General features: G+C 60.8%; 21 protein-coding genes and 1 pseudogene. 4 read left to right on the top strand and 18 right to left on the bottom strand.

The genetic code is table 11. The features are described 5' to 3' along the window. The first annotated feature begins 86 nt into the window (after positions 1-86). The 3 genes from AB4O45_RS15730 to AB4O45_RS15720 are packed head-to-tail and all read left to right on the top strand — an operon-like array spanning position 87 to position 3,072. On the top strand, positions 87-1,262 hold the full coding sequence (locus AB4O45_RS15730) for an FAD-dependent oxidoreductase (protein WP_305382073.1): 1,176 nt from the start codon (positions 87-89) through the stop codon (positions 1,260-1,262). Next, positions 1,259-2,071 carry an aldo/keto reductase gene (locus AB4O45_RS15725; RefSeq protein ID WP_095180984.1) on the top strand — a complete coding sequence of 271 codons (813 nt, stop codon included), beginning with the start codon at positions 1,259-1,261 and terminating at the stop codon, positions 2,069-2,071. Before AB4O45_RS15730 ends, AB4O45_RS15725 begins: the two co-directional genes overlap by 4 nt. Before the next feature lie 32 nt (positions 2,072-2,103). Next, positions 2,104-3,072 carry a hypothetical protein gene (locus AB4O45_RS15720; protein WP_056787497.1) on the top strand — a complete coding sequence of 323 codons (969 nt, stop codon included), beginning with the start codon at positions 2,104-2,106 and terminating at the stop codon, positions 3,070-3,072. 84 nt (positions 3,073-3,156) lie between these two features. Here the strand turns inward: AB4O45_RS15720 and hldE are convergent, their stop codons facing one another. From hldE to AB4O45_RS15705, 3 genes are all read right to left on the bottom strand, one after another. After that, entirely contained in the window at positions 3,157-4,578 is a 1,422-nt protein-coding gene (gene hldE, locus AB4O45_RS15715) for a bifunctional D-glycero-beta-D-manno-heptose-7-phosphate kinase/D-glycero-beta-D-manno-heptose 1-phosphate adenylyltransferase HldE (RefSeq protein ID WP_041477636.1), read from the bottom strand. 99 nt (positions 4,579-4,677) lie between these two features. Beyond that, on the bottom strand, positions 4,678-6,483 hold the full coding sequence (gene msbA / locus AB4O45_RS15710; RefSeq protein ID WP_016771984.1) for a lipid A export permease/ATP-binding protein MsbA: 1,806 nt from the start codon (positions 6,481-6,483) through the stop codon (positions 4,678-4,680). A gap of 15 nt (positions 6,484-6,498) precedes the next feature. Continuing rightward, positions 6,499-7,671, bottom strand: coding sequence for an O-antigen ligase family protein (locus AB4O45_RS15705; protein WP_095180985.1), 1,173 nt, complete (start codon positions 7,669-7,671; stop codon positions 6,499-6,501). Between the two features lie 150 nt (positions 7,672-7,821). Here AB4O45_RS15705 and AB4O45_RS15700 point away from each other — a divergent pair, with 150 nt between their 5' ends. Next, on the top strand, positions 7,822-8,388 hold the full coding sequence (locus AB4O45_RS15700) for a lipopolysaccharide kinase InaA family protein (RefSeq protein WP_224787295.1): 567 nt from the start codon (positions 7,822-7,824) through the stop codon (positions 8,386-8,388). Here the strand turns inward: AB4O45_RS15700 and AB4O45_RS15695 are convergent. The 15 genes and pseudogenes from AB4O45_RS15695 to rfaC form a co-directional block, all read right to left on the bottom strand. Further along, positions 8,383-9,477, bottom strand: coding sequence for a glycosyltransferase family 4 protein (locus AB4O45_RS15695; RefSeq protein WP_460160279.1), 1,095 nt, complete (start codon positions 9,475-9,477; stop codon positions 8,383-8,385). The two genes, AB4O45_RS15700 and AB4O45_RS15695, sit on opposite strands and share 6 nt — an antisense overlap. Positions 9,478-9,531: 54 nt before the next feature. Further along, positions 9,532-10,293 carry a glycosyltransferase family 2 protein gene (locus AB4O45_RS15690; RefSeq protein WP_252877317.1) on the bottom strand — a complete coding sequence of 254 codons (762 nt, stop codon included), beginning with the start codon at positions 10,291-10,293 and terminating at the stop codon, positions 9,532-9,534. Between the two features lie 54 nt (positions 10,294-10,347). Beyond that, the gene (locus AB4O45_RS15685; RefSeq protein WP_460160278.1) at positions 10,348-11,304 is read right to left on the bottom strand and encodes a glycosyltransferase; all 957 of its coding nucleotides are present in this window, start codon (positions 11,302-11,304) and stop codon (positions 10,348-10,350) included. 81 nt (positions 11,305-11,385) lie between these two features. Further along, positions 11,386-12,786, bottom strand: a complete 1,401-nt coding sequence (locus tag AB4O45_RS15680; protein ID WP_460161509.1) for a PIG-L deacetylase family protein — start codon at positions 12,784-12,786, stop codon at positions 11,386-11,388. Between the two features lie 8 nt (positions 12,787-12,794). Next, the gene (locus tag AB4O45_RS15675) at positions 12,795-13,691 is read right to left on the bottom strand and encodes an antimicrobial resistance protein Mig-14 (RefSeq protein ID WP_353187912.1); all 897 of its coding nucleotides are present in this window, start codon (positions 13,689-13,691) and stop codon (positions 12,795-12,797) included. Beyond that, positions 13,691-14,821, bottom strand: a complete 1,131-nt coding sequence (locus AB4O45_RS15670; RefSeq protein ID WP_460094322.1) for a glycosyltransferase — start codon at positions 14,819-14,821, stop codon at positions 13,691-13,693. Before AB4O45_RS15670 ends, AB4O45_RS15675 begins: the two co-directional genes overlap by 1 nt. Then, on the bottom strand, positions 14,805-16,562 hold the full coding sequence (locus AB4O45_RS15665; RefSeq protein ID WP_024011327.1) for a carbamoyltransferase family protein: 1,758 nt from the start codon (positions 16,560-16,562) through the stop codon (positions 14,805-14,807). The genes AB4O45_RS15670 and AB4O45_RS15665 overlap by 17 nt, the downstream gene beginning before the upstream one ends. Positions 16,563-16,787: 225 nt before the next feature. Next, a pseudogene (locus AB4O45_RS15660) lies at positions 16,788-17,192 on the bottom strand (DUF3800 domain-containing protein); the annotation flags it as partial. Between the two features lie 72 nt (positions 17,193-17,264). Then, a complete protein-coding gene (locus AB4O45_RS15655) occupies positions 17,265-17,594 on the bottom strand; it encodes a YceK/YidQ family lipoprotein (protein ID WP_370593503.1) in 330 nt (109 codons plus the stop codon). Between the two features lie 180 nt (positions 17,595-17,774). Next, positions 17,775-19,226 (bottom strand): lipopolysaccharide kinase InaA family protein, encoded by a 1,452-nt coding sequence (locus tag AB4O45_RS15650; protein WP_460160277.1) that lies wholly within the window; start codon positions 19,224-19,226, stop codon positions 17,775-17,777. Beyond that, positions 19,226-19,978, bottom strand: a complete 753-nt coding sequence (locus tag AB4O45_RS15645) for a lipopolysaccharide kinase InaA family protein (RefSeq protein ID WP_056787474.1) — start codon at positions 19,976-19,978, stop codon at positions 19,226-19,228. The genes AB4O45_RS15650 and AB4O45_RS15645 overlap by 1 nt, the downstream gene beginning before the upstream one ends. Continuing rightward, entirely contained in the window at positions 19,975-20,709 is a 735-nt protein-coding gene (locus AB4O45_RS15640) for a lipopolysaccharide kinase InaA family protein (RefSeq protein WP_041477623.1), read from the bottom strand. Before AB4O45_RS15640 ends, AB4O45_RS15645 begins: the two co-directional genes overlap by 4 nt. After that, positions 20,709-21,515 carry a lipopolysaccharide core heptose(I) kinase RfaP gene (rfaP, locus tag AB4O45_RS15635; RefSeq protein WP_252877312.1) on the bottom strand — a complete coding sequence of 269 codons (807 nt, stop codon included), beginning with the start codon at positions 21,513-21,515 and terminating at the stop codon, positions 20,709-20,711. Before rfaP ends, AB4O45_RS15640 begins: the two co-directional genes overlap by 1 nt. Continuing rightward, positions 21,515-22,636, bottom strand: coding sequence for a glycosyltransferase family 4 protein (locus AB4O45_RS15630; RefSeq protein WP_310219249.1), 1,122 nt, complete (start codon positions 22,634-22,636; stop codon positions 21,515-21,517). Before AB4O45_RS15630 ends, rfaP begins: the two co-directional genes overlap by 1 nt. Further along, the gene (gene rfaC / locus AB4O45_RS15625) at positions 22,636-23,697 is read right to left on the bottom strand and encodes a lipopolysaccharide heptosyltransferase RfaC (protein WP_323620069.1); all 1,062 of its coding nucleotides are present in this window, start codon (positions 23,695-23,697) and stop codon (positions 22,636-22,638) included. The genes AB4O45_RS15630 and rfaC overlap by 1 nt, the downstream gene beginning before the upstream one ends.

Here is a 23,697-nt window from a genome sequence, read left to right as displayed (position 1 = left end):
TATGTTCGGCATGTTGATCATCGACAAATCCGCCCCTTTCCCGAGTCTGTATACTGCGCCCTCGTCTTGAGCACTGAGGTCGTTGCATGCCATCCGTTATTTCCACCGACGTTCTGATTGTCGGCGCTGGTGTCGCCGGCCTCTGGCTGAATGCGCGCCTGCGCGGTCAGGGTTTCTCGACCGTGCTGGTGGAAAGCGCCAGCCTCGGTGGCGGGCAGAGCGTGAAGTCCCAGGGCATCATCCACGGCGGTGCCAAGTACGCGCTGCACGGCGCGCTGACCGGGGCCTCGGAAGCCATCGCCGACATGCCGCGCCGCTGGCGCGAGGCGCTGGCCGGTAATGGTGAGCTGGATCTGTCCAGCGTGCGCCTGCTGTCCGAAGCCCATTACCTGTGGTCGCCAGGCACTTTGGCCGGCAACCTGACCAGTTTCTTCGCCAGCAAAGCCGTGCGTGGCCGGGTCGATCAGGTCAAGGGCGATGAACTGCCGCTGGCCCTGCAGGACAAGCGCTTCAAGGGCAAGGTCTATCGCCTCGCCGAATTGGTAGTGGATGTCCCGAGCCTGATCCAGCGCCTGGCCGAGCTGGCCGGTGACGGTCTGCTCGCCGGGCAGGTCATCGAACCGTTGCTGGAAGCCGGCGTGCTGGTCGGCCTGAAAGTCGATGGCCGTGAGATCCGCCCTCAGCGCATCGTCCTCAGCGCCGGCGCCGGCACGGCCGAACTGCTTGAAGCCCTGGGCCTGAGCCGTCCGGCCATGCAGCGCCGCCCCCTGCACATGATCCTCGCCAAAGGCCCCGGTTTGAAACCGCTGTACGCGCACTGCCTGGGCGGCGGGACCAAGCCGCGCATTACCGTGACCACGCATCCGGCGGCTGATGGCCAGTGGGTCTGGTACATGGGCGGCGACATCGCCGAAAGCGAAGGCGTGGCCCGCGAGCCAGCCGAACAGATCGCCACCGCGCAAAAGGAAATCGCCCAATTGCTGCCGTGGATCGACCTCAGCACCACGCAATGGGCCACCCTGCGCGTCGACCGCGCGGAGCCGCTGCAAACCGGCCTGACCCGTCCGGACAACGCATTCCTCGCCGAGGAAGGTCGCTTGCTCGTCGGCTGGCCGACCAAACTGGCACTGGCGCCAGACTTCGCCGACCGCGTTATCGCCTCGCTGCAACGCGACGGCATCCAGCCGCAGGCGACCGAGCCGCTGCCGCCGCTGCCGAAACCGCCGCTCGGCGTCCCCGCATGGGAGCAACTGCTGCCATGAGCATTGCCACTCTGCACGAACTGCATCGCCCACTGGGCAGCACCGGCCTGACGGTTTCGCCGCTGGGCCTGGGCACGGTCAAACTCGGCCGCGATCAAGGGGTGAAATACCCCAACGGCTTTCAGATTCCCGGTGATGACGAGGCGCGCATGCTGCTGCGCCAGGCGCGCGATCTGGGCATCAACCTGATCGACACCGCACCGGCCTATGGTCGCAGCGAAGAACGCCTCGGCCCGCTGCTGCGCGGTCAGCGTCAGGACTGGGTGATCGTCAGCAAGGTCGGTGAAGAGTTTGCCGATGGCCTGTCGCGTCACGATTTCAGCGCCGCGCACACGCGAATGTCGGTCGAGCGCAGCCTGCAACGTCTGGAAACGGATTTTATCGATCTGGTCCTCGTGCACTCGGACGGCAACGACATGGCCATCCTCGAGCACGAAGAGGTCTACGCCACCCTCGCGGCGCTGAAGGCCGAGGGCAAGATTCGCGGCTTCGGTTTTTCCGGGAAAACCGTCGAAGGTGGGCTGAAAGCGCTGGAGCAAGGCGACTGCGCGATGGTCACCTACAATCTGAACGAACAAAACGAAAAGGCGGTCATTGACTATGCTGCTGCCCACGGCAAAGCCATTCTGGTGAAAAAAGCCCTGGCCAGCGGTCATGTCTGTCTGAGTCCGGGAGTCGATCCGGTGCGCGCCAGCTTCGAGTTGCTGTTCACTCATCCCGGCGTTGCCAGTGCTATTGTCGGCACGATCAATCCGCTGCACCTCGCCCATAACGTAGCGACCGTTGCCCAGGTCCTGCGTAGTCACTGACGCCGCCCCGCGGCCTTAAGCCAGGAGCCGATATGCCGCGCACGCTCATCCGCAAGAACCCGAGCAACTTCAAGACACTGCCGCTGTTCGTCGAAGCCACACCCGAAGGCCTGAGCTATCAGAGCGTCGGCATGCCGCTGAACTTCGCCCAGACCCTGCAACGGCGTAAGCCGGTCAGCGTCGCCGACAGCGAGCGCTTCGCCCTGGAACTGGCCAACCTCGGCGTGTCCGTGCGCCTGACCCTGCATTGGCAGAATCGCGATTACTGGGTGCTGGTGCGCCAGCGTCGGCAGGATCGCGGCGACGTGGTATTGAAGCTGATTTCCGGCTACGTGCCGGCCCATGAGCTGAATATTCCGCTGCACACGGCGATTCAGGAGATTGCCGAAGAGTGTCTGCTGGAAACCCCGGAAGGCTGGCTCGGCGGGCGTTTCAACGAGACTTGGTTGCCGGCGCCCTACTCCGCTGCGCTGCATTACCGTGAGGCGTTGCCGTTTCGCCTGACGCCGTTGTCCGGTTCGGCGCGTCCGGTGCGCTGCGCCAACCTGCAATTGCTGGAGCGACCAAGGGCGTACGTGCATCTGCCGACGGCGTCCCTGCAATTGATCTATGACTTGCGCCTGGACGTGCCCAAGGAGGCGAAGTCCTTGAGCCTGTTTCATGTCGACGAGCGTCTGGAAGGCGATCAACTGGTGGCGCGGCTCGATCGCAAACGGCCAGACCTGTACTTGATGCCATTGCACGACGGCCAGCCGCTGCCTGAGTTGTACACCCTGAAAAAGGATCAACTGTATCCGGCGAGTACCCGCGGTCTGTATCTGGCCGAAAGCTTCGCGCGACAGGATGGCTGGCTGGTGCGTGATGAGCGGATTCGCTGGAAAGACTGGTTGCGCCAACAGGGCCTGACGCCAGCGGAGAAAGCCACTGGACTGGCACGCCTGCGCGGCAAGGCCAGGCAGCTGCTGAAGAAAATCGTACCGCGCAAGAAAGTGAATTCCTGAAAGCAAAAAATCGCAGCCTTCGACGACTCCTGCATTGGAATGTATTCCCCTGTAGGAGCTGCCGCAGGCTGCGATCTTTTGATCTTATTGGCCGCGGATCTTTTCCACGATCGCTGTCGTCGAGCTGTTTTCCACCAGCCCCAGGACTTTCACGGTGCCGCCGTAGGCGGTGACGATATCCGCGCCGACCACCTGATCGATTCCGTAATCGCCGCCCTTGACCAGCACGTCCGGCTTGACCTCGCGCAGCAGGTTTTCCGGTGTGCCTTCAGAGAAACTGATCACCCAGTCCACCGCGCCGAGACCGGCGAGTACCGCCATGCGGCGATCCACGCTGTTGATCGGCCGGCCCGGGCCTTTCAGGCGGCTGACCGAGGCGTCATCGTTGACTGCCACGATCAGGCGGTCGCCCTGAGCACGGGCCTGTTCCAGATAGGTAACATGGCCGGCATGCAGGATATCGAAGCAGCCATTGGTGAAAACAATCCGCTCGTTGTGCGCACGGGCATCGTCAACCGCCAGCAGCAGCTGCTCAAGTCCCAGCACGCCTCGCTCCGAACCTTCTTCGCGCTGAATGGCGCGGCGCAGTTCCGGGGCGCTGATCGCGGCGGTACCCAACTTGCCGACGACGATGCCTGCTGCCAGATTGGCCAGCGCCACGGCGTGCGGCAGTTCTTCGCCTGCGGCAATGGCCGCGGCCAGGGTCGAAATCACCGTATCGCCGGCACCGGTCACGTCGAACACTTCGCGGGCGCGGGCCGGCAGATGCAACGCCGGATGATCCGGACGCAGCAAGGTCATGCCGTGTTCACCACGGGTCACCAGCAGCGCGCCGAGGTCGAGCTCCTGCATCAGGACGGCGCCCTTGCTCACCAGTTCGTGCTCATCGGCGCAACCACCGACGATGGTTTCGAACTCGCTGAGATTCGGTGTGATCAGGCTGGCACCGCGGTAGATCGAAAAGTCCTTGCCCTTCGGATCAGCCAATACCGGTATACCTTTGGCACGGGCGGCCTGGATCAGGGCCTGGTGATTTTTCAGTGCGCCTTTACCGTAATCCGACAACACCAGCACCTTGATGCCTTCCAGCAACCCGTCAACCTGCGCGGCCAGTGCCAGAGCATCGGTGGCGAACACTTCTTCGAAATCGATACGCAACAGTTGCTGGTGCCGGCTCATGACCCGCAGCTTGACGATGGTCGGCTGGTGCGCGATGCGCTGAAACAAGGCGCGCACGCCCGCGCCCTTGAGACTGTTGCTCAGGCTGTCGGCGGCTTCGTCATCGCCGGTCACGCCCACCAGTGATGCCGGTGCACCCAGCGCGGCAATGTTCAGCGCCACGTTGGCGGCACCGCCCGGGCGATCCTCGATCTGCTCGACCTTGACCACCGGCACCGGCGCTTCAGGAGAAATCCGTGAGGTTCCGCCATGCCAGTAACGGTCGAGCATGACATCGCCGACCACCAAGACAGGGGCTTGATCGAATCGCGGCATCGACAATTTCATGGAGCAACCCACATACAAAATGAACAGGGGCGCGATATTAACAGGATCGCGCGCGCCGGGAATACACGAGGGTGAGGCTGGCCCACCCTCATCTGCAGATCAGGCAATGTCTTCAGCCGGGGCATCCAGCCCCATCGCGTGCAGACGCGCGTAATAGCCATTATGAGCAAGCAGTTGGGCATGAGTGCCGCGTTCGACGATCTCGCCCTGATCCATGACGAGGATCAGATCGGCCTTCTCGATGGTCGACAAACGGTGGGCAATCACCAGCGTGGTGCGGCCTTTCATGACATGGTCGAGTGCCGCCTGAATGTGCCGCTCGGACTCGGTATCAAGGGCCGAAGTCGCTTCGTCGAGGATCAGCAGCGGGGCGTTTTTCAGCAAGGCCCGGGCAATCGCCAGGCGCTGACGCTGTCCGCCAGACAACAGCACACCGTTCTCGCCGACCTGGGTATCCAGGCCTTGAGGCATCTGCGCGATGAAGTCCATGGCAAATGCATCCCTGGCGGCTTTCTCGATATCTTCGCGAGGCGCGCCTGCCAGATCGCCGTAAGCGATGTTGTTGGCGATGGTGTCGTTGAACAGCGTCACGTGCTGGGTCACTTGCGCTACATGGCGGCGCAGATTGCGCAGACGATAGTCCTCGATTTCGACATCATCGAGCAGGATTTCGCCGGTCTCGTGGTGATAGAAGCGCGGAATGAGACTGGCCAGCGTCGATTTGCCGCTGCCGGAACGCCCGACCAGGGCGATCATCTGACCTGGCGACGCGGTGAAGCTGATGTTTTTCAGCACTTCCCGTTCAGTGCCCGGGTAAGTGAAGCTGAGGTTGTTCACCGCCAGATGGCCACTGACCCGATCACGCTCGATCGTACCTGTGTCGATTTCCGGTTCAACATCGAGTTGCTCGAAAATGCTTTCGGCGCCGGCCACGCCTTTCTGGATGGTCGAGCTGACTTCAGACAATTGCCGGATCGGTTTGGGCAGCAACCCGGCAGCTGTGATGTAGGCAACCAGATCACCGGCCGTTGCATCACCGCGCAGGAACAGTACGAGGAACATCAGTACGGCCATGGCGGTGTAGATCACCAGCTGCAGCATCGGCGTATACACCGCGCCGGTCTTGGTCATGCGCAACTGTTTGTCGGTGTTGCTCTGGCTGGCCGCCGCAAAACGCTGCTGCTCATAAGCTTCGCCACCAAAACTGCGCACGACGCGATAGCCTTGAATGGTTTCGGAAGCCACATGGGTGACGTCGCCCATGGCCACTTGAATCTTCTTGCTCTGCTTGCGGAATTTCTTGCTGGTGTTGCCGACCATGAACGCGATCACCGGCAGAATGGCCAGCATCACCAGAGTCAGTTTCCAGTTCATCCACAGCAGATAGGCGAACAGGAAAACCACGGTCAGGCCTTCGCGGATCACCACTTTGATGGCATCCGTGGCGGCGCCGGTGACCATGGTCACGTTGAAAGTGATGCGCGAGATCAGATGACCCGAGTTATGGGTATCGAAATAGCGATTGGGCAGTACCAACAGCTTGTTGAACAGTTCGATACGCAGGTCATGCACCAGCCCCAACGAAACCCTCGCCAGGTAATAGTTGCCGAGAAACGAGCCGAGGCCTTGCCACGCTGCGATCAGGATGATCAGCAACGGCACAGCCATCAGCAATTGCACGTCTCGCAGATAGGGAACGTTGGGGAAGAGCACCGCTTCCGGGTTGCTCAGGCCATCGACAAAATACTTGAGAATCCCGGCCAGCATTGGTTGCGTGGAAGCAAAGATCACGAAGCCCACGATACTCAGCAGGAAAAGACCGATATAGGGTTTTACGTACCCCAACAGCCGAAAGTAGATTTTCAGGCTGGATTCCTGTTCCGCTTTGGGCGGTGCGTCAGTCATCGTAGAGCTCACTGGTTAAGAAGAACGCGAAATTTTATCACAAGCGCTGCCATTGGCCCGCGCCCATACCAAAACGCTGGCAAGCCCCAACGGCAGCCAGCTGATGAACCACTCGGCGCGCGGGGTGCCGGTGAGGCTGGCAGCGTCGAATTGCATCGCCAGTGTCGAGAACAGCCAGATACCGATGATCCCCCGGGCATACAGCGTTTCTCGAACTTTCCACGCTTGGAAAATAACGGCGAACCAGACGGCAGACCACAACAGCAGTCCCGGCAGACCCAGTACGATCGCAACATGGGTGAACAGATTGTGGGCGTGATCGAAAGTCATGCCCGACCAGAAAACCCGGTAGTCCCCACCCAGGCCCAACCCACCCCAGGGATGTTGGGCAATCATATCCAGAGAGGCCATCAGAATCTGCGGACGAAAGGAAACTCCGCGCGCCAGCACCAACGGTTCGAACAGCCACAGCGCCACAATCGCCACCACCAGGGCCACGGCTGCGACGATTCGGCTGTGGCGGTCACGGCACCAGATCGGCATGGCCAGGATGGTCAGAAACAACGCCAGCGCCGCGCCTCGACTCTGACTCATCAGTACAAAGATACCCAGCACCGCCAACGCCAGTGTCCAGACCCCTTGCCACATCACGCCACGCGGCGCCCACAGGGCCAGCCACACCGCCGCCAGGCCGATGACATAGCCGCCGAGGATCGGATGCGCCAGCTCACCCAGCCCTTCCACCCGGGCAGACCAGGCGTTACCTTCGATGACGTAAAACCTGACGATGGCCACCAGCGCAGTTACTGCCAATCCCAGCCCGCCCCACTGCATCAGGCGAATCAATCGCTCGGGGCGTCCGCTGGCGAACACCGGAAAAAACAGCAGGAACACCACGATATACAACAGACGCTTGGCCTCGCGCCCCGTTTCCGGTGCGTTTGTCCATGCCAGACTGATCAGCGACCAGACCAGCAATCCGAGCAATGGCAGGTAGATCCAGCGTTGTTCATGGAGCACTTCTCTGACGCGGTGCCGCGCAGCCCAGCCCAGCACTAGCGCCGGCAACCAGACGAGAGCCACCAGCCCCTGCTGGTAGACCTTGTTGGTGGGCGCTACGGCAATAGCCAGTAAAAACCACAAGAGCCCCATCGCCATCCATAGTTGCGCCCAGCGTGTTTCCTGCATCAATCTGCTCCTGACAAGGGTTCGCCCATGCGACGCGGCATGGTTAAAATCGAAACTTTTCGGCATCATTGCCCGCTACTACACCCCGCACTTTCGACAAGGCTTCCTACGATGCGATGCTCCCGGCTCTCACAAGCCGCTCTAGACCAAATGATCGACGCCGCCAAAGTTCTGGAAGCGGACAGCTATGGGCCGAAAGTCTACCTGCTGCAGGATGGGAAAATTCTCAAACTGTTTCGTCGCAAAAGGTTTTTTTCATCCGCCTTGTTTCGCCCCTACTCGAAGCGATTCATCGACAACGCCGTCGAGCTGCACAAACTCGGCGTACCGACGCTGCAGATCCTCCAGTTCTTTCGCCTTGAGAAACCAGGCATGACCGCCGTGCTGTATGAGCCTCTGCCAGGGCAAACGCTGCGCCAGATCGCCGCAAAACAAGGTTTCAACTGGACTCAGGCATTGCCGGATCTGGCCGAGCTGATACGCAGCCTGCACCGCTCGGGCATCTATTTCCGCTCCCTGCATCTTGGCAACATCGTCGTCACACCAGACAACCGCATGGGCCTGATCGATGTCGCCGACATGCGCTTCACCCGCGGACCGTTGCCAAAGCGCTTGATCAAACGCAACCTGCAACACTTCGCACGCTATATTGCGCGCGAAAAGCTGAACGACAGCTTTCCGATGCAGGCACTTGAGCGCGCGGTCTTGTCGTCATGAAAACAATGCGCGGGCAGCCTGGCTGAAGTTCGCCCAGGCCTCCTGCGGTGCAAGCATCCGGTACTGCTCGGCATTGATCGCTTGAGATGAGGCACCGAAGGCGCGGTCGATGGTCTCGGACCAGGCCTTTGTGTCATTGACCGGGGCATACCAGCCGGCGCTGCCCAGTTGTTCGCTGAACACCTCCAGATCGCTGCACAACACCGGTACGCCGGCCATCACCGCTTCCTGCATGACCAGACCGAGGCCCTCTTCCAGCGAAGGGATCGCAACCCAGTCGAATGCACGATAAAGCTGCGCTGCTTCGTTCAGATGCCCGGTCAGCAAGACCTTGTCGTGCAAGCCAAGCGCGTCGATGCGCTGCTCCAGCGCCGCGCGTTTGGAGCCTTCGCCGATAATGACCAGGCGCAAGTCCGGGCGGCTGTCGAGTGCTGCGGCAAAGGCATCCAGCAAATAACCGAACCCCTTCTCGGAGACCAGCCGCCCTACCGCGCCCAATACCGGCGTATCGCCTTGCGGCAACCCCAACCGTGTCCGGGCTTGCTCGCGGGTGAACAGGTCAGCACGAAACGCTTCCGGATCGAACGCACTTCGCAACGGGGTGACAGGCATCTGCAGATCGCGGGCCAGTGAATCGGCGAGAGTGCTGGAAACGGCAACCAGTTTCAGCCGGGACGCAGGGATTGCCTGGAATAGAGCCTGGTCGCCGGCATTCAATCGCGCCGAACCGTGGAAAATCACTACCGCGCGGATATGCGGCAGCTTCTTGAGGACCGGCAATAACGTGCGGGCAACGCCCATGCCGTCCAGCAGCAGCAATCGAGCGTCACTGTCCACGAGCGCCTGGCGAAACCTCGCCCGCATCACGGGTTTGGCAAAACGCCAGAAATGCCGGCCCTTCAGGCGCGCTGACGATAACTGCCACTCCCGGACCTCACCGACATCCACGCCGCACTCGGCTCCCTGCCCCTGGAGGAGCCAGGTTTTGACCACCGCCGACGGCGCAGCCTGAGAGAGTATTTGCTGGTGCACTTTGTGAATTGATGCGAACGGAGCGCCACCGGCCCACATGATATTGAGAATATTCATAGGGCAGAAAGCCGTTGCACGGATTTGCGGGGACAAGCTGCGGCGTACTCGAACTCAGTTGATGAACCAGCCAATGCAGACTCCCAGCAACAGAAACAAGGCAAATTTAATCTGCTCGCGGCGATTGCGGCGCGCTTTGCGTTCACGCTCGATATCCGTTTGCACATGCAAACCAAAACCGGTGTGCATGACCGCGTCTGCCTCGAGTATCAAGGCCTCCCTGTTCAGTTGCGAGTAGCGCTGTGACAAGGCCTTCTCGCCACCGTGTCCGGCGAAAGGCGCACACAACCGATAATCCTCGAGTCGGCGCAACCCCGGGTTCAGCGAGAACCCTTGCCACTCCGGCTTGTCGGAAATCAGCGGATAACAGGCGACGCCATCGACAATCTCGCGCGCGCCCAAGTGGATGTATGGGCTGTGAACACGCAGATCGTGATTATAGCTGCGCAACCAGATCTGCAGAATTTCCGGCCGCGCTTGCAGAATGGTCATCGAGTCTTCGACGAACCCCGGACGATAGAACTCCCAGTCATCTTCGCAATGAAAAATGTAGGGGGTGCTGACGTGTCCGTAGGCCAGGTCGATCGATGCCAACTGGCCCAGCTTCGGACGATTGACGAAAACCGTGCAATGTTCTTTCCAGTGGGCAGGCAGAATCCCGGCAACGCCTTCGTCGCCGGCATCTTCGGTGATGAACACTTCACGAATGGGTGCCGTGTTGTACCGGTCGAAGCTATCGAGAGTGGCCTTGAGCAGATCGAGTCGACCGCAGCTGGTAACCACCAATGTAATCTGGCTTTCTTTGGAAAATTGCACCGATATCTCGTTAATCAGAAGTCGCCAGCAATATCACTGGCTATATGACACTTGTCAAATGCCCACTTTCAGGCGGATTTTTTCCAGCAGACTCAGCGGCGCCCGCTCACGCAACGACGGCTCAAGCTCTTCAACGATGCGCTGACCGATCCGCGCGAAGCTGAACTGCTCCACCGCCAGCTCGCGACCGTTGTCAGCGATGCGTTGCGCCAGTTGCGGATCCTCGCGCAGCGTGGCCAGCTTTTCCTGCAACTGCGCGATCGTCTGATAGAACACCACGTTGTGCATGTCCTGCAAACCCAGCGCCGCAGCTTCGGCGGCGCCTTGATCATAGGCCAGCAGGACGCAGCCGCAAGCCATGGCTTCGAAGTTCTTGATCATGAACTCGCCCATGCCCACGTCCGCGCTGACAAAAAAACGGATACGGTTGAGCGTGTCAACGTACTCGCCGCCGGACTTGGTCCGCGTCACCAGCAGCGGCTCGACCTGGCCCAGTTCATCCAGCAGCGCCTTGCGGCCACTGTAGGCCACACTGTTGGTGCTGCCGACGAAGGCGAGTTCGATATCCCGCTCGCGCCCCTGGTCCTGCAATTGCGTCTGATCGTAGCCCTTGGGCACGAACACGGCGTCGAAGCCCTCCGAGCGCAGGCGCTCGGCAACCACGAAACCGGAACTGATCACCCGTGCCCACGGCAAACGCCGATAGTGCGCACTGAACTTGCCGGTGTACTTGCAGGGGATGTAATTCTGATAGGCATCGTGCTCCAGAATCACCAGATTGGGGATAGTGCGGATAAACCCGACCTGCCGGATCTCCTGCTTGAAGCGCAGGAAAAACACGATGCGGTCATAGCGGGTAACATCGACTTCGCGGCGGAAATATCGCCGCAGATTGCGCTGCTCGTCACCGCTCAACCAGCGCAGATCGCACTCACAATGGGCGGCGACACCCTCATACAAACGATCGAGAATGGCCCGTTGATCTTTCTGCACCAGAAATAGAACTTTCATTGTCTTCCTTGCCGCAACAGCAACCCGAGCAAACCTGAACATGCCCGCCCGCAAGAAAGTCTTGCGCGGGCGCCTGTGTCGCTACAAACGCCAGAACAGTTCATGTCGCCGAACCGCCTTGCGGAAAAATTCGTTTTCGCCATAAGGCGAACCGGCGCGCCCAGCCAGCAATCGCTGCAAGCTGCGACGCAAGCGACGCTTGAACGGCGCGGGCGGCTGCAGGTCATGCATCATGCCCAGGGCCATTGCCTTGTCACGCTGCTGTTGCAGAGACAATGCCAGGCAAACCGGCTGCACCGGCACGCCAGCATCAAAGGCTGGCGGCAGCGCCACGCCATCGCCACTATTGCCCATCGGCCACCGGTCGTTATCGTGCAGATGGTTGGCATAACCGAGCAGCGTCGGCTGCCAGTCCAGCCCCTTCAACACTTCAAGCACAGCCTGCTGCGCGCAGACGTGGTCGGGGTGCGGGTCCAGCGTCGGATGCGGCAGCACGATAACGTCCGGACGCGCGCGCAGCATTGTTTCGCGCAGATCAGCCAGCAGATTGTTCCAGGTCGGCGCGCCATCGGCGTCACTTGGCAGAACAAACCGGTTGAATTGACGGAACAGACGGGTATCGCTCAAATCCGCTTCGCGCGAGCCCACCGGTTGCTCCGGCTTGTCCCGCATCGCGGCCAGTTGCAGGCAGAAATAGCCCAACTGCACGCAGCGTTCCTGGGGGACACCAGCCCATTGCGGCACGGTGAGGCTGTCCCAGGCGCGCAAGCGTCCCTTCAGCCGCGCTGCGTCGACCTTGCTCATGCCCATCTGCTGATAATGTTCGGCCTCGATTTCGCCAGCGGTCAAGGTGACGATCCAGGCTTCATCGGCCTGACTGTACAACCCGAATGCCGCCAGCTCCGCATCATCCGCGTGAGGGGCAATGACCATGACCCGCTGGCGACGATAATCAGCGTGTTCCAGCGCCCACAGTACCGGCTCGCCCGACACTCGACAGAAACGGCCGCGCAGACGCAATACTCCTTCGGACAACGCTTGCGCCTGACCGCTCAGGTTCAGATAGCGCAGGCCGCCGACACCGCGTTCAAAGGTCTGCACGTCAGGATTGGCGCCACCCGACAACTCGATGAAAGGATCAAGAAAACGTCCCAGCCAAGTACTTTTGACCTGTACAGCCAGAATCAGCACGGCTTCGTCAGCCAGCATCACCCCTTCATCCAGACGCAACTGCTCGCCGTTCAGATGCACCTTAGGCTGCGGCGTATACGCCGGGAAGCTGTATTGGTAATCGTCGCCGGGCGCGTAGAAAAGATGATCGGCAAACCACGCCTCATGGGCGATCCAGCCGCCAATCAGCAACACCGGCGCCAGCCACCAGGCGACCAGCACGCTCAGCGCGATAATGGCGGCCAGCGCGACCAACATGGCCACGCGCTTGTTGCGTCGATGGCGTCTGAGCAATTGCTGTTTGCGGCTCATGGTCTGACTCATACGGTGAACACCGGCACAGGGTTGCACCAGCGGTCCTTGTATTCACGGTCAGCGCGCCCGAATGAAAAACGCAGCGGCTTGCCGAGTGCCCGTGCGTGTTCCCAGGCGCTTTGCGTATTGAGAAAACTCAGCACGCTGCCGGGGCTGAACTCGCGGGTTTCGGGATCCACGCCGCCATTCACGTATTCGACACTGATCCATTCTGCCGCCTCAACGCGGTAGACCAATTGAATCGCAATCGGCGCATCGTTGAGGAAAATGACCGAGCCGATCAGCAACTCGCGCAGCAACTCGATGACCTCGGCCATGCGCGCCGCGCCGGTCGCCGGAAAGCCCCAGCGGCGCTGAAACAGATCGCAGTACATCGCGGCCAGCTCAACGCTGGAAAACTCGCTGACCGCTCGCACCACACCGCCCGCTTCTTCCAGCAGACGCAGCTCTCGACGCTGGTTATAGCGAAACTTTTTCGACAACTCTTCCGGCGTGCGGGCCATGGCCAGTTGCTCAGCCTGCAACTTCAGGCCACTGAAACGGCCTTCGTTGAGTGCCGACAGATAGCGCGCCCGATGTCGCAGCGATGCCTGGGCATCGACGGCGGCTGGCAGGATCAGCTCGGCATTGCCGAGGTCGAACAGGCCTTTCTTGCCGTTGCGTTTGAGCACGTCCTTGGACAGAGCCAGGTCGCGCCCCCAGGTAGCAATAGCGGCTTTAACCTCGCCCTGCTGCTGCCAGGCCAGATAACGCACCGGGATCCCGGCCAGGTCCGCCAGGCGCTCGATGACCAGCGGATGTGTCGCGACACTGCCGCCATAACGTTGCCAGGTAGTGGCGTAGGTCGAGGCGTCAACGGGCGACCAGCCACGTTCGCGCCAGCCTTGAAATCGGTTGAGCATCAGCCCCTCGTTGCCAGATCGGTAACTGGCGGCAGGCGCCAGAAGGTCTCGCGCACCGCACGGTCGGAGAAACGCTCATGCAGTCGCTCGAGCATCATCTGCGCACATTGACGACGCTGCGGCTCATCCATCGCGGCCAGATGTTGCAGCCCCTGAGCCAGATGCTCGGCATCGCCCAATGGAAACAGGATGCCCACACCCTCCACCACTTCCTTCGCCCCGCCGCACGCGGTGGCCAGCAACGGTAAGCCGGCGGCCATGGCCTCCAGCAAGACCATTCCGAACGGTTCATGATCGGAGCTCAAGGCGAACACATCGAAGGCGCGGAAATAATTGCGCGCATCGGGCACCTGACCGAGAAACAGCACTCGGTCGGCAATGCCCAGCTCACGGGCCAGCGCCTTGAGATCCTGCTCCAGGCGACCGCTGCCGAGAATGACCAGCTGACTGTGGTCCGGCAGGCCTGGCAGCGCCTGGGCAAACCCGCGCAGCAACGTGGCCTGATCCTTGTCCGGGTGCAGGCGGCCGACGTTACCGACAATCCAGGCATCCGGCGACAGCCCGAGGATCTGCCGCGCTTCTTCGGAAGGTACCTGACGGGCTTGCAGTGCAGGCACATCGATGCGGTTGTACAACGTCTGGATTCGGCTTGCCGGCCATTTCGGCAGGCAGCGTCGCATGTCGTCACGCACTGCATCCGACACGCCGAGAAGGCTCAGGCGCTGGCGGAAAATATGCGCGAACAACTTGCGCGTCCCACGCTGGTAATCGCCGAACGCGTGGTGCACACCAATGACCGGCAGCGATGTGCCGAGCAAGGCGATATAGATCGGCTTGAAGCGATGGGCGATGCAAAGACTGAAATTGCGTGAGGCGACGATCTTGCGCAGATCGCCGATAGCCCCCAGTTTCAGGCCACGAATGGCCTTGGAGCTGTACTCCATGAACAACACTTCATCGGAAGCACACGCTGCGGCCACCTCGCTATCGGCGGCCCCGGTCAGAAACACCGTGGTCACCCGATAGCCGGTGCCGGCAAACAGGCTGGCGTACTGCCGCGCGCAGTCCAGGAACGGCCCGTCATAGCCGTGACAGAACTGCAGCACATGGCGTTCAGCCGAGCGAGTCATAAGCGTTGGCGCCCTCTTTGACCACCAGAATGTCTTCCATGATCAGGTACTGCAGATCCGAGCCGAAAAACATGTTCAGCGCGTCGGTCGGCGAGCAGATCATCGGTTCGCCACGACGGTTGAGCGAAGTGTTCAGCGACACGCCGTTACCGGTGAGGTTTTCCAGCGCCTTCATCATGTCGTAGTAGCGCGGGTTGTATTCGCGCTTGAGTACCTGGGCACGGGAAGTACCGTCCTCATGGACGACTTCCGGCACGCGGGTTTTCCATTCTTCGGCGACTTCGAAGGTGAAGGTCATGAACGGCGCCGGGTGATCGATCTTGATCATCTGTGGAGCGACTGTGTCGAGCATCGACGGGCAGAAAGGCCTCCAGCGCTCGCGGAACTTGATCTGATGGTTGATGCGGTCGGCGACACCGGCCACGCTCGGGCAACCGATGATCGAACGACCACCCAACGCGCGCGGACCGAATTCCATACGGCCCTGGAACCAGGCGACCGGGTTGCCATCGACCATGATCTGGGCGATCTGCTCCGGCATGTTGTCGAGCTTGCGCCAGGTCGGCTTGTTCTCGTGCCGGGCACACGCGGCAATCACGTCCTCGTTGCTGTACGACGGGCCGAGGTAGACGTGTTCCATCTTCTCGACCGGTACGCCACGGGCGTGCGACACGTAAGCGGCAGCGCCGACTGCGGTGCCGGCATCGCCGGACGCAGGCTGTACGAACAGCTCTTTGATGTCGTCGCGAGCGATGATTTTCTGGTTCAGCTTGACGTTCAACGCACAGCCACCAGCGAAAGCCAGTTTGCCGGTTTCCTTGAGCACGTCGCCCAGATAGTGGTCGATCATCTGCAACGCGAGCTTCTCGAACAGTGCTTGCATGCTTGCGGCGTAGTGGATGTAAGGCTCGTCGGCGATGTCGCCTTCGCGCTTCGGACCCAGCCACTCGATCAGCTTCGGCGAGAAGTAGAAACCCTTGCCCTTCTCTTTATAGCGACGCAGGCCGATCACGTTGGCGTAGTCGGTGTTGATCACCAGCTCGCCATTTTCGAACGAGGCCAGACGCGAGAAATCGTACTTGCTGGCATCGCCGTATGGCGCCATGCCCATGACCTTGAACTCGCCGTCGAGCATCTCGAAACCGAGGAATTCGGTGATCGCACCGTACAGACCACCGAGGGAATCCGGGTCGAAGAATTCCTTGATCTTGTGGATCTTGCCGTTTTCGCCGTAACCGAAGAAGGTCGTGGCGTATTCGCCTTTACCGTCGATGCCGAGGATTGCGGTTTTTTCCTTGAAACCGGAGCAGTGATAAGCACTGGAGGCGTGTGCCAGGTGATGCTCGACCGGCTCGATCTTGATTTTCTTCGGATCGAAGCCCAGTTGCTCGAGGCACCAGACGATCTTGTTGCGATAGCGCTTGTAGCGACGGTTGCCCATCAGGATCGCATCGAGAGCACGATCCGGGGCGTACCAGTAGCGCTTGGCGTAGTGCCAGCGGGCCTTGCCGAACAGGCTGATCGGAGCGAAAGGAATCGCCACCACGTCAACGTCCGACGGTTTGATGCCGGCTTGCTCGAGGCAGAATTTCGCCGATTCGTAGGGCATGCGGTTCTTTGCATGTTTATCGCGTACGAAGCGCTCTTCCTCAGCCGCCGCGACCAGCTTGCCGTCGATGTACAAGGCTGCGGAAGGATCATGGCTAAGGGCGCCGGACAGGCCAAGAATCGTCAATGCCACAGGGGTCTAGCCTCTTTAGTCTGCATGCAGGCGCGATGCGCCTTGAAAATTGATGTGCCCTCGCACAGGGCGAGTGGCAGCTAAAGGGCGGGATTATAGCGTAAAAGCGCCCGCAAGCCTCTAGCAGGAACAGGCAGTCGCCACGTTGACAGGCTTTGGACGTCGCAATAGACTCCAACTCAAATGGACTGGGGGATCCCGGTCGGCGCTAATGCCTCGGTGAGATCACCGGGGCTTTTCGCTTTTTGGAGGCGGGAAAATCTTCAAGCCCCAATTTTCGAAACCTTCTCCAGCGTTTATGCGCCCACCGCTGCAATAAAACTTGCGTTTGAGCACCTCGAAAGCGCGATTTTCCTGACCCGCTCTCAAAACACTCATACCAATGGGTCTCGCAACAAGATCAGCCAGCTGTAAGCCGGTGGAATTGACCTGCTTTGTGGCGAAGACTATTTCGAACGGCAGTTGCACGCCCATTCGATTGGCACCACCGCACATTCTGCGAAACTCTAGCTCCAACTCGTTATCTTCCCGCTTTCCTCGGCGTTCAAAAATCACATGTGTTGATGCGCGGTGCTGACCCTTCTCAGATAAAAAATCGTACAAAGTTTCAAGACAGAAGCCGAGCGCCAGAGCTGAGGCTCTACGCCTTCAAGAACCTCGCGCACCTCGCCCCGATTTTCAAAACGAGAAAACTGCACAACGTCACCCGCGATTGGGACGCCAATAGATACTGAGATTGCCATCCTCGATTTGCCGGTAAATCGTATAGGGCAAGGAAACGGTATCGAACACGGCGGACAGCGGAAGATCGAGCAACACAAAGGGCGCCAGCATACCCGTAGGATCAGGCGGCGCATTCAGCGTGCAAAAATCGAAGGCCAGACCACTGTAGATGCGCGGAATCGATTGGCAGTAGGTCTTCTTTTTGCGCAGGTCACGGGCAGCATCGGCGTCGCCCTGCAAAACGGTCGAGACACTGCCACAGCCTGAGAGAACTGCAGACATTACGCCCAGCGTCAGAATTTTTTTCATGCTCAAGATTCGCCCTCCGAGATCGTCAGGCAAATTAGCATCGAGCCCGAGCAGGGCACAGTTCATGGCTTCTGGAGAAGTTGTAGGACAGATCGCTGTATTTTGTCCGCTACTGCCCACAGACTCCGTTTCGCAGTGGACCAGGTCCATTGCAAGAACGAGTCTGCTCGTGAGAAGGAATCACCCTGCGCTGGAGACTTCTTTCGGCAACCGCTGATCAATGACCTGGTACAACGCGCTGCTTTCAGGCCAGTTGCGCATGAACCGCGCGCGATCGCGGGCGTAAGCTGGGGCAAAACTGCCGACCGATGAGTGCTGACACATGGAGTCGAGGTCGATCAGCGCCCAGCGATCCGCCTGCCAGAATAGGTTGTGGCCTTTGAAGTCGCCATGACTGATGCGCTCGGCGATCAATCGGGCAAACAATTGATCAAGCGCCAGCAACTCGGCTTCCGGTGCCTGGCCATTTTCCACGTACGGCGCAAAGCGCTCGATGATGTCCGGCCCGGGCAGGAACTCGGTGACCAGATAGGCACTGCGGCGCAGCCACAAAAAACGCTTTTCCAGTACCGCCAGCGGTTTCGGCGTGGCGATGCCCAGGAACGCCAGGCGATTGCCTTCACGCCACGAATGCCAGGCCCGGCTCGGGCGCCAGAAGCGCTTGAGCCAATGGGCGAAATTCTTGATGTTGTAGCGTTTGATAACCAGAGCTCGCCCGGCCACCTCGACTCTGCCGACGCTGGCCGCGCCGCCGGTCTTGTACAGATGCCCCCGATCAAGCAAGGCGTCGGCCTGATCAAGCACCGGCAGCATGGCCGCTGCTTCTTCACGGCGAACGGCGCGCAGGACAAATGCACCGCGCTGCACGGCGAACAGCGTGCATTCACGGCCGACCTTGTTCAGATAATCCCTGAGCCGCCAACTGCGCACCTTGTCGATCTGTTTCTGCAACGCCTCCAGCGGCAAAGCATGTTCGCTGTTGCTCAACAGGTAATAGACCAGCAACTCTTCGGTGAACGGCTCGAGTGACTTCGGAAGCTGAGCGAAAAACACCCCGAGATTTTCCAGCACTTTTTGTCGGGACAGTGGCTGGCCCGCAGCTTCCGCACGAACTCCGGCGCCATCGATCAGGTACAACTGACCGCCGTGACGCAGCAGATTGTCCAGGTGCAGATCCTCCTGCCAGAGTCCTTTGCCATGCATCCGACCGATAGCGTCAAGCGCTTCGGCCAGAACGGCGGTCTGCTCATCGGCCAGTGCCGGCAGAGACTCGACCTCGGCCCAGGCATCACCGAGGCTCTCGGCGCCCTCGAGGAATTCGAACAGCAGCCAGCCACCCTCACCGTCTTTCAGTCCATCGGCCAACAGCAGCGGCGTGGTCAGACCTTGCGCAGCGAGCAGGCGCACACCGTCCAGCTCCCGCTGAAAATGCCGGGCGGCCTTGCTGCCGACCAGCAACTTGGCCAATACCGGCCGACCGCGCCAGACGCCGGCGCCAACATAGCGCTGCCCGGGCAACACCCGCAGCAGGCTCAGCAACTGCAAATCCGCAACACCGGCGGCGTCCGCCAGGGTCACGGTCAGCGGCAGTGAGGGGGTACGCCCGGAGCGGGCCAGCTCGGACAATTGCATCAGCGGGTCTCCTTGTGGCTGCGCCGCGCTGTCAGTCGGCTCAGCCAGCTGTCGAGCAGCGAGCTGTCAGTCGGCTGATCGAGATAAGCCGCGAGCAACTGGCGCAAGTCTGCCTCGCTCCATTGCGGCGCTCGCCGTTGCAACGGTTCCAGATCCTTGACCCGATCACGCATGCCGAACAGCAACGGCCGGGTTTTCTCCAGATCGATCAGCTGCGCCTCATAGCCGTCGCCGGTGGCGCGCAGGAAAATATGTTTGGGATAGAAACAGCCATGCACCTGACGCGCGCCGTGCAGCCGCCGCGCCAACAGCCCGCAAGCCTTGAGAATGGCCGAATGCTGCGCGGCACTGAGCTGCGCCCAGCACGCCAGCAACGAATCCAGGTCGCTCCAGCCGTCCAGTGCACGGGTGAGCAGAATGGCGCGCACTTCCCCGGCGACCTTGCGCTCACCGAAAAAGGCTGCCTGCAACGCCGGAATGCCTAGCTTGCGGTAACGGCTGATGTTGCGAAATTCGCGGGCAAAGCTCGGTTCGCCAAACGGCGCCTGCAAGGTGCGGGTCAGATAATTGCTCTGGCGCTTGAGGTAATAGCCCTGGCCTTCAAGATCGAGACGGAACACGCTGCTCCAGCCGCCACCGGCAGTGTTGGGCTCATCCACAGCTTCAAGCTGTTTGGCCCACAGTGCATCGAAATTGCCGAGACCGTGGCGCTCCAGCAGTGCGCGGTCCTGTTCGGCAAGAAAATCAGTCATTCGCGCCCCTCAAAAAATCTCACCACATGGCGGATCCGTTTCTTGTCGGCGACATCGAGCCGATCACACTGGCGATACTGCTTGTAGAAGCGCAGGCGCTGGGTGTTGGACAGGTGATATTTGGCCAGTTTGTCGAGACAGGCGAGGTCCTTGGTGATCCGGTACTTGAGCCAGAAGCCGCGCCAGAATTCGCCGTTGGGGCAGTCGATGAGGAAGATGCGCGCCTGATCGTCGATCAGCAGGTTGCGCCATTTCAAATCGTTATGCGTAAACCGATGGTCGTGCATGGTCCGGGTGTAACCGGCCAATTGCTGGCTGACACCGTCGACCCAGGCGCGATCCTTGAGCCTGGGATCCTTGCGCTCGGCCAGTGCCGAAAGGTCTTCGGTATTGGGCAGCTCACGGGTGATCATCGCACCCCGATCGTAGGCCGCGCCCCGCCGCTCCAGCCCCCAGGCCACCACCTCGGCCGTGGGGATGCCCCACTTGGCGAAGCGCTTGAGGTTCTGCCATTCCATTTTTACGCGCGGCTTGCCGAGGTAACGGCGCAGGCCCTTACCGGCGCCGACGTAGCGTTTGACGTAATAATTGACGCCGTCGCGCTGCACCCGAACCACCTCCGACAGCGGATCGCGGGTGAGGCGTTCGCCCTGCAAGGCAAATACGGCTTCGAGGCTGCCGAAATCTTCGGCGAGTTCGCCGTACTGCGGCTCAAGTGTCCAACCCGCCATCAGAGCGCATCCCCGTAACGCTGTTTACGCTCGTAGAGCTTGTCGGCCTTGCCTTGCAGCCAGCTCAGCAATGGCGCTTCTTCCGCCAGAATCTGCCGCACTGGTTGCTGGAAATAGCCTTTGAGAAAACGCAGTTTGTCGCGACGGGTCAGGCCGATGTCCAGCGCCGAGAAGTACAGCGCCGCCAGATCCTTGTTGCGCCAGCGCTGAGTGATCTTTGCGCGGGTCTGGGCTCGGTGCAGATCGATCACCGAGAGTTTGAAATCCTGCGGCGTGACCGGTTTGTCGGTGTGCAGCAGAAAATGGCAAATGTAGCAGTCACGGTGATTGACCCCGGCGCGGTGCATCATCCCGGTCATCCGCGCGACTTCGGCAATCAGCGCGCGCTTGAGTGTTGGCTCCGGCGGCTGCTTGACCCAGTCAATGCTGAAGTCTTCGAGGCTGATGGTCGGCGCGAGTTCTTCGGTGACGATGAACGAATGCTGATCCGCCGGGTTGCTGCCTTTCTCGCCGTAGGCGACGGCAGTCATGGTCGGCACGCCGGCTTCCTGCAGACGCTGAATGGCTTTCCACTCCTGACCCGCGCCGAGCACCGGCAGCTTGGCGGTCAGCAGGTTCTTGAAGATCTCGCCCCAGCCGATGCCACGGTGGATTTTCACAAAAAACCCGTTGCCGTCGACTTCCGTGCGCAATGTCCGGCGCGCTTCCAGCTCGCGGTACACCTCGCCCTGCAAGCCTTCGACTTCGGCGAACGGGTCGCGTCCGGCCCAAAGGCTTTTGAACGGTTCAGCCAGCATCAACTTCATTAAGCGTGCTCCGCCAGAATCACATCCGCCGCGTGCTGCGGCATGCTGTAGAGGTCGGCCGTCTCGGCGAAGGCCAGACCGTTGCGGCTCCAGGCCGCCCGTGCAGCGTCGTCGCTCAACATCTCGGTCAGGTATCGGGTCAGCTGCGCCTGCTCGAACGGCTCGTCCAGCACTCGCCCGGCATCAGCCTCGGCGATGTAATGGGCGTAACCGCAGACCGCACTGACCAGCACCGGCAAACCGGCCACCAGTGCTTCAAGCAGCACGGTGCCAGTGTTTTCGTTGTAGGCCGGGTGAATCAACAGGTCGGCACCGAGCAGGAAACGCGGGATATCGCTGCGGCCTTTGAGGAAGGTCACATTGTCGCCCATGCCCAGCGTCGCACTCTGCATCTGGAACAATTTGGGGTCATCCTGGCCGATTACAAACAGCCGGGTGCGTTTTCTCAACTCGGCCGGCAGCGCGGCCAGCGCCTTGAGGCTGCGATCGACACCCTTGGTCTTGAAGCCGGAGCCGATCTGCACCAGCAGCAGGTCGTCGTCCTTGAGATTGAATTCCGCGCGGAACCCGGCGCGGATTTCATCGGCATCCGCCGGCCGCCGACGGTCCTGGGCAATGCCCGGCGGCAGCAGGTGGAAGCGCTCGAGCGGCGTGTCGTAATACTTGATGAACAGCGGCTGCTGCACTTCGGAAATCATCAGCACTTCGGTCTTCGCGTCCTTGGCGAACACCGCGCGCTCATACTCGGCGAAGTGGCGATAGCGGCCCCAACGGCGGTACAGCGAGTTGCGCAGGTTCTGCGCCTTGTCTTCGAAGCAGCCGTCGGCGGCGTAGTAGACGTCCAGGCCCGGCATCTTGTTGAAGCCGATCAAGCGATCGACCGGACGCTTGGCCAGATCCGCTGCCATCCACGCGCTGAGCTTTTCGTTGCGACGGTGGTTGAAGAACGCTTTGACCGGCGCCACCAGCACTTCGAAACCCGGCGGCACGTCGCCTTCCCAGATCAGCGTGTAGACGCGAATCTGATGGCCGCGCTTCTGGCATTCGAGAGCGATGCGCATGAAGTCGCGCTGCAAGCCACCGAACGGGAAATATTTGTACAGGACAAATGCCAATTGCATCAGCGCAGCTCCTCAGCCATTAACAACGTGCTCAGTCGGCTGGCGACACGCTCGGGGTTCACACGCGTGAAGCACAAAGGCTGCTCGCGTTTCAGGTCAAACTGACGGGCATCCTGCTCGGTCGGTTGATAAGTACATTTTTTCTGCATGCAGGGCGCGCACGGGAAGTCGCTGGCCAGATGAATCTGCAGCTTGCCGTAAGCGCCGGTCAGGCCCGGGTTGGTCGGGCCGAACAACGAGATGGTCGGCACATCCAGCGCAGCGGCCAGATGGCCGAGCCCGGTGTCCACCGCCACGCAAGCCTGCGCGCCGGCGAGCACTTTGCCAACGCCAGCCAGATTGAGTTTCGGCAGCACCTCAGCGTGCTTGAAGCCGGCGGCGATGCGTTCGGCGCGGGCCTTTTCCTGAGGGTTGCCCCATGGCAGCCTGACGCCAACGCCGAGGTAGCCGACCCGCTCGGTCAGCTCGCGCCAGTAGAGTTCCGGCCAGTGCTTGGTGTCCCAAGTGGTGCCATGCAGGAACACCACGTAGGCGTTCTTGCGCGGCAACTCGACCAGTCGTTCAACGTTGAGGCCGTAATCGCCGAGGCCTTTGGGCAGGTCGTAACCCAGAGCGATGGCGAACAACTGGCGCACGCGTTCGACGGCGTGCTGACCACGGGCGACGGCGAGTTTGCGATCGTAGAAGCGCGCAGCCATCGGCTCGCGAGCGGAGGTTTTATCGAGGCCGGCCACCGGGGCTTTGACGTAGCGGGTCAGCCAGGCACTTTTCAGCAGGCCTTGAGCGTCGATCACCAGATCGTATTTATTGGCGCGCACGCTTTGCTTGAAGCGTTTCCACTCGCCGCTGGTGATGGTTTTCCACAGATTCTTGCGCCAGCGGCGGATCGCCACCGGAATCACTTTATCGACCGCCGGGTGCCAGCTCGGAATCTCGGCGAAGCCCTCTTCCACCACCCAGTCGAACTTGATTCCGGGAATGGCCCGGGCGGCGTCGGTCAGCGCCGGCAACGCGTGAATCACGTCGCCCAGCGATGAGGTCTTGATCAGCAATACCCGCAA

The organism is Pseudomonas sp. S2_B10 (assembly GCF_054668425.1).
This window is presented reverse-complemented; position numbering and strand designations above follow the sequence as displayed.

Excerpts from the sequence above, each read along its gene's own strand:
- AB4O45_RS15730 (WP_305382073.1), top strand. The coding sequence starts at position 87 with ATGCCATCCGTTATTTCCACCGACGTTCTGATTGTCGGCGCTGGTGTC.
- AB4O45_RS15725 (WP_095180984.1), top strand. The coding sequence starts at position 1,259 with ATGAGCATTGCCACTCTGCACGAACTGCATCGCCCACTGGGCAGCACC.
- AB4O45_RS15720 (WP_056787497.1), top strand. The coding sequence starts at position 2,104 with ATGCCGCGCACGCTCATCCGCAAGAACCCGAGCAACTTCAAGACACTG.
- hldE (WP_041477636.1), bottom strand. The coding sequence starts at position 4,578 with ATGAAATTGTCGATGCCGCGATTCGATCAAGCCCCTGTCTTGGTGGTC.
- msbA (WP_016771984.1), bottom strand. The coding sequence starts at position 6,483 with ATGACTGACGCACCGCCCAAAGCGGAACAGGAATCCAGCCTGAAAATC.
- AB4O45_RS15705 (WP_095180985.1), bottom strand. The coding sequence starts at position 7,671 with ATGCAGGAAACACGCTGGGCGCAACTATGGATGGCGATGGGGCTCTTG.
- AB4O45_RS15700 (WP_224787295.1), top strand. The coding sequence starts at position 7,822 with ATGATCGACGCCGCCAAAGTTCTGGAAGCGGACAGCTATGGGCCGAAA.
- AB4O45_RS15695 (WP_460160279.1), bottom strand. The coding sequence starts at position 9,477 with ATGAATATTCTCAATATCATGTGGGCCGGTGGCGCTCCGTTCGCATCA.
- AB4O45_RS15685 (WP_460160278.1), bottom strand. The coding sequence starts at position 11,304 with ATGAAAGTTCTATTTCTGGTGCAGAAAGATCAACGGGCCATTCTCGAT.
- AB4O45_RS15680 (WP_460161509.1), bottom strand. The coding sequence starts at position 12,786 with ATGAGCCGCAAACAGCAATTGCTCAGACGCCATCGACGCAACAAGCGC.
- AB4O45_RS15675 (WP_353187912.1), bottom strand. The coding sequence starts at position 13,691 with ATGCTCAACCGATTTCAAGGCTGGCGCGAACGTGGCTGGTCGCCCGTT.
- AB4O45_RS15670 (WP_460094322.1), bottom strand. The coding sequence starts at position 14,821 with ATGACTCGCTCGGCTGAACGCCATGTGCTGCAGTTCTGTCACGGCTAT.
- AB4O45_RS15655 (WP_370593503.1), bottom strand. The coding sequence starts at position 17,594 with ATGAAAAAAATTCTGACGCTGGGCGTAATGTCTGCAGTTCTCTCAGGC.
- AB4O45_RS15650 (WP_460160277.1), bottom strand. The coding sequence starts at position 19,226 with ATGCAATTGTCCGAGCTGGCCCGCTCCGGGCGTACCCCCTCACTGCCG.
- AB4O45_RS15645 (WP_056787474.1), bottom strand. The coding sequence starts at position 19,978 with ATGACTGATTTTCTTGCCGAACAGGACCGCGCACTGCTGGAGCGCCAC.
- AB4O45_RS15640 (WP_041477623.1), bottom strand. The coding sequence starts at position 20,709 with ATGGCGGGTTGGACACTTGAGCCGCAGTACGGCGAACTCGCCGAAGAT.
- rfaP (WP_252877312.1), bottom strand. The coding sequence starts at position 21,515 with ATGAAGTTGATGCTGGCTGAACCGTTCAAAAGCCTTTGGGCCGGACGC.
- AB4O45_RS15630 (WP_310219249.1), bottom strand. The coding sequence starts at position 22,636 with ATGCAATTGGCATTTGTCCTGTACAAATATTTCCCGTTCGGTGGCTTG.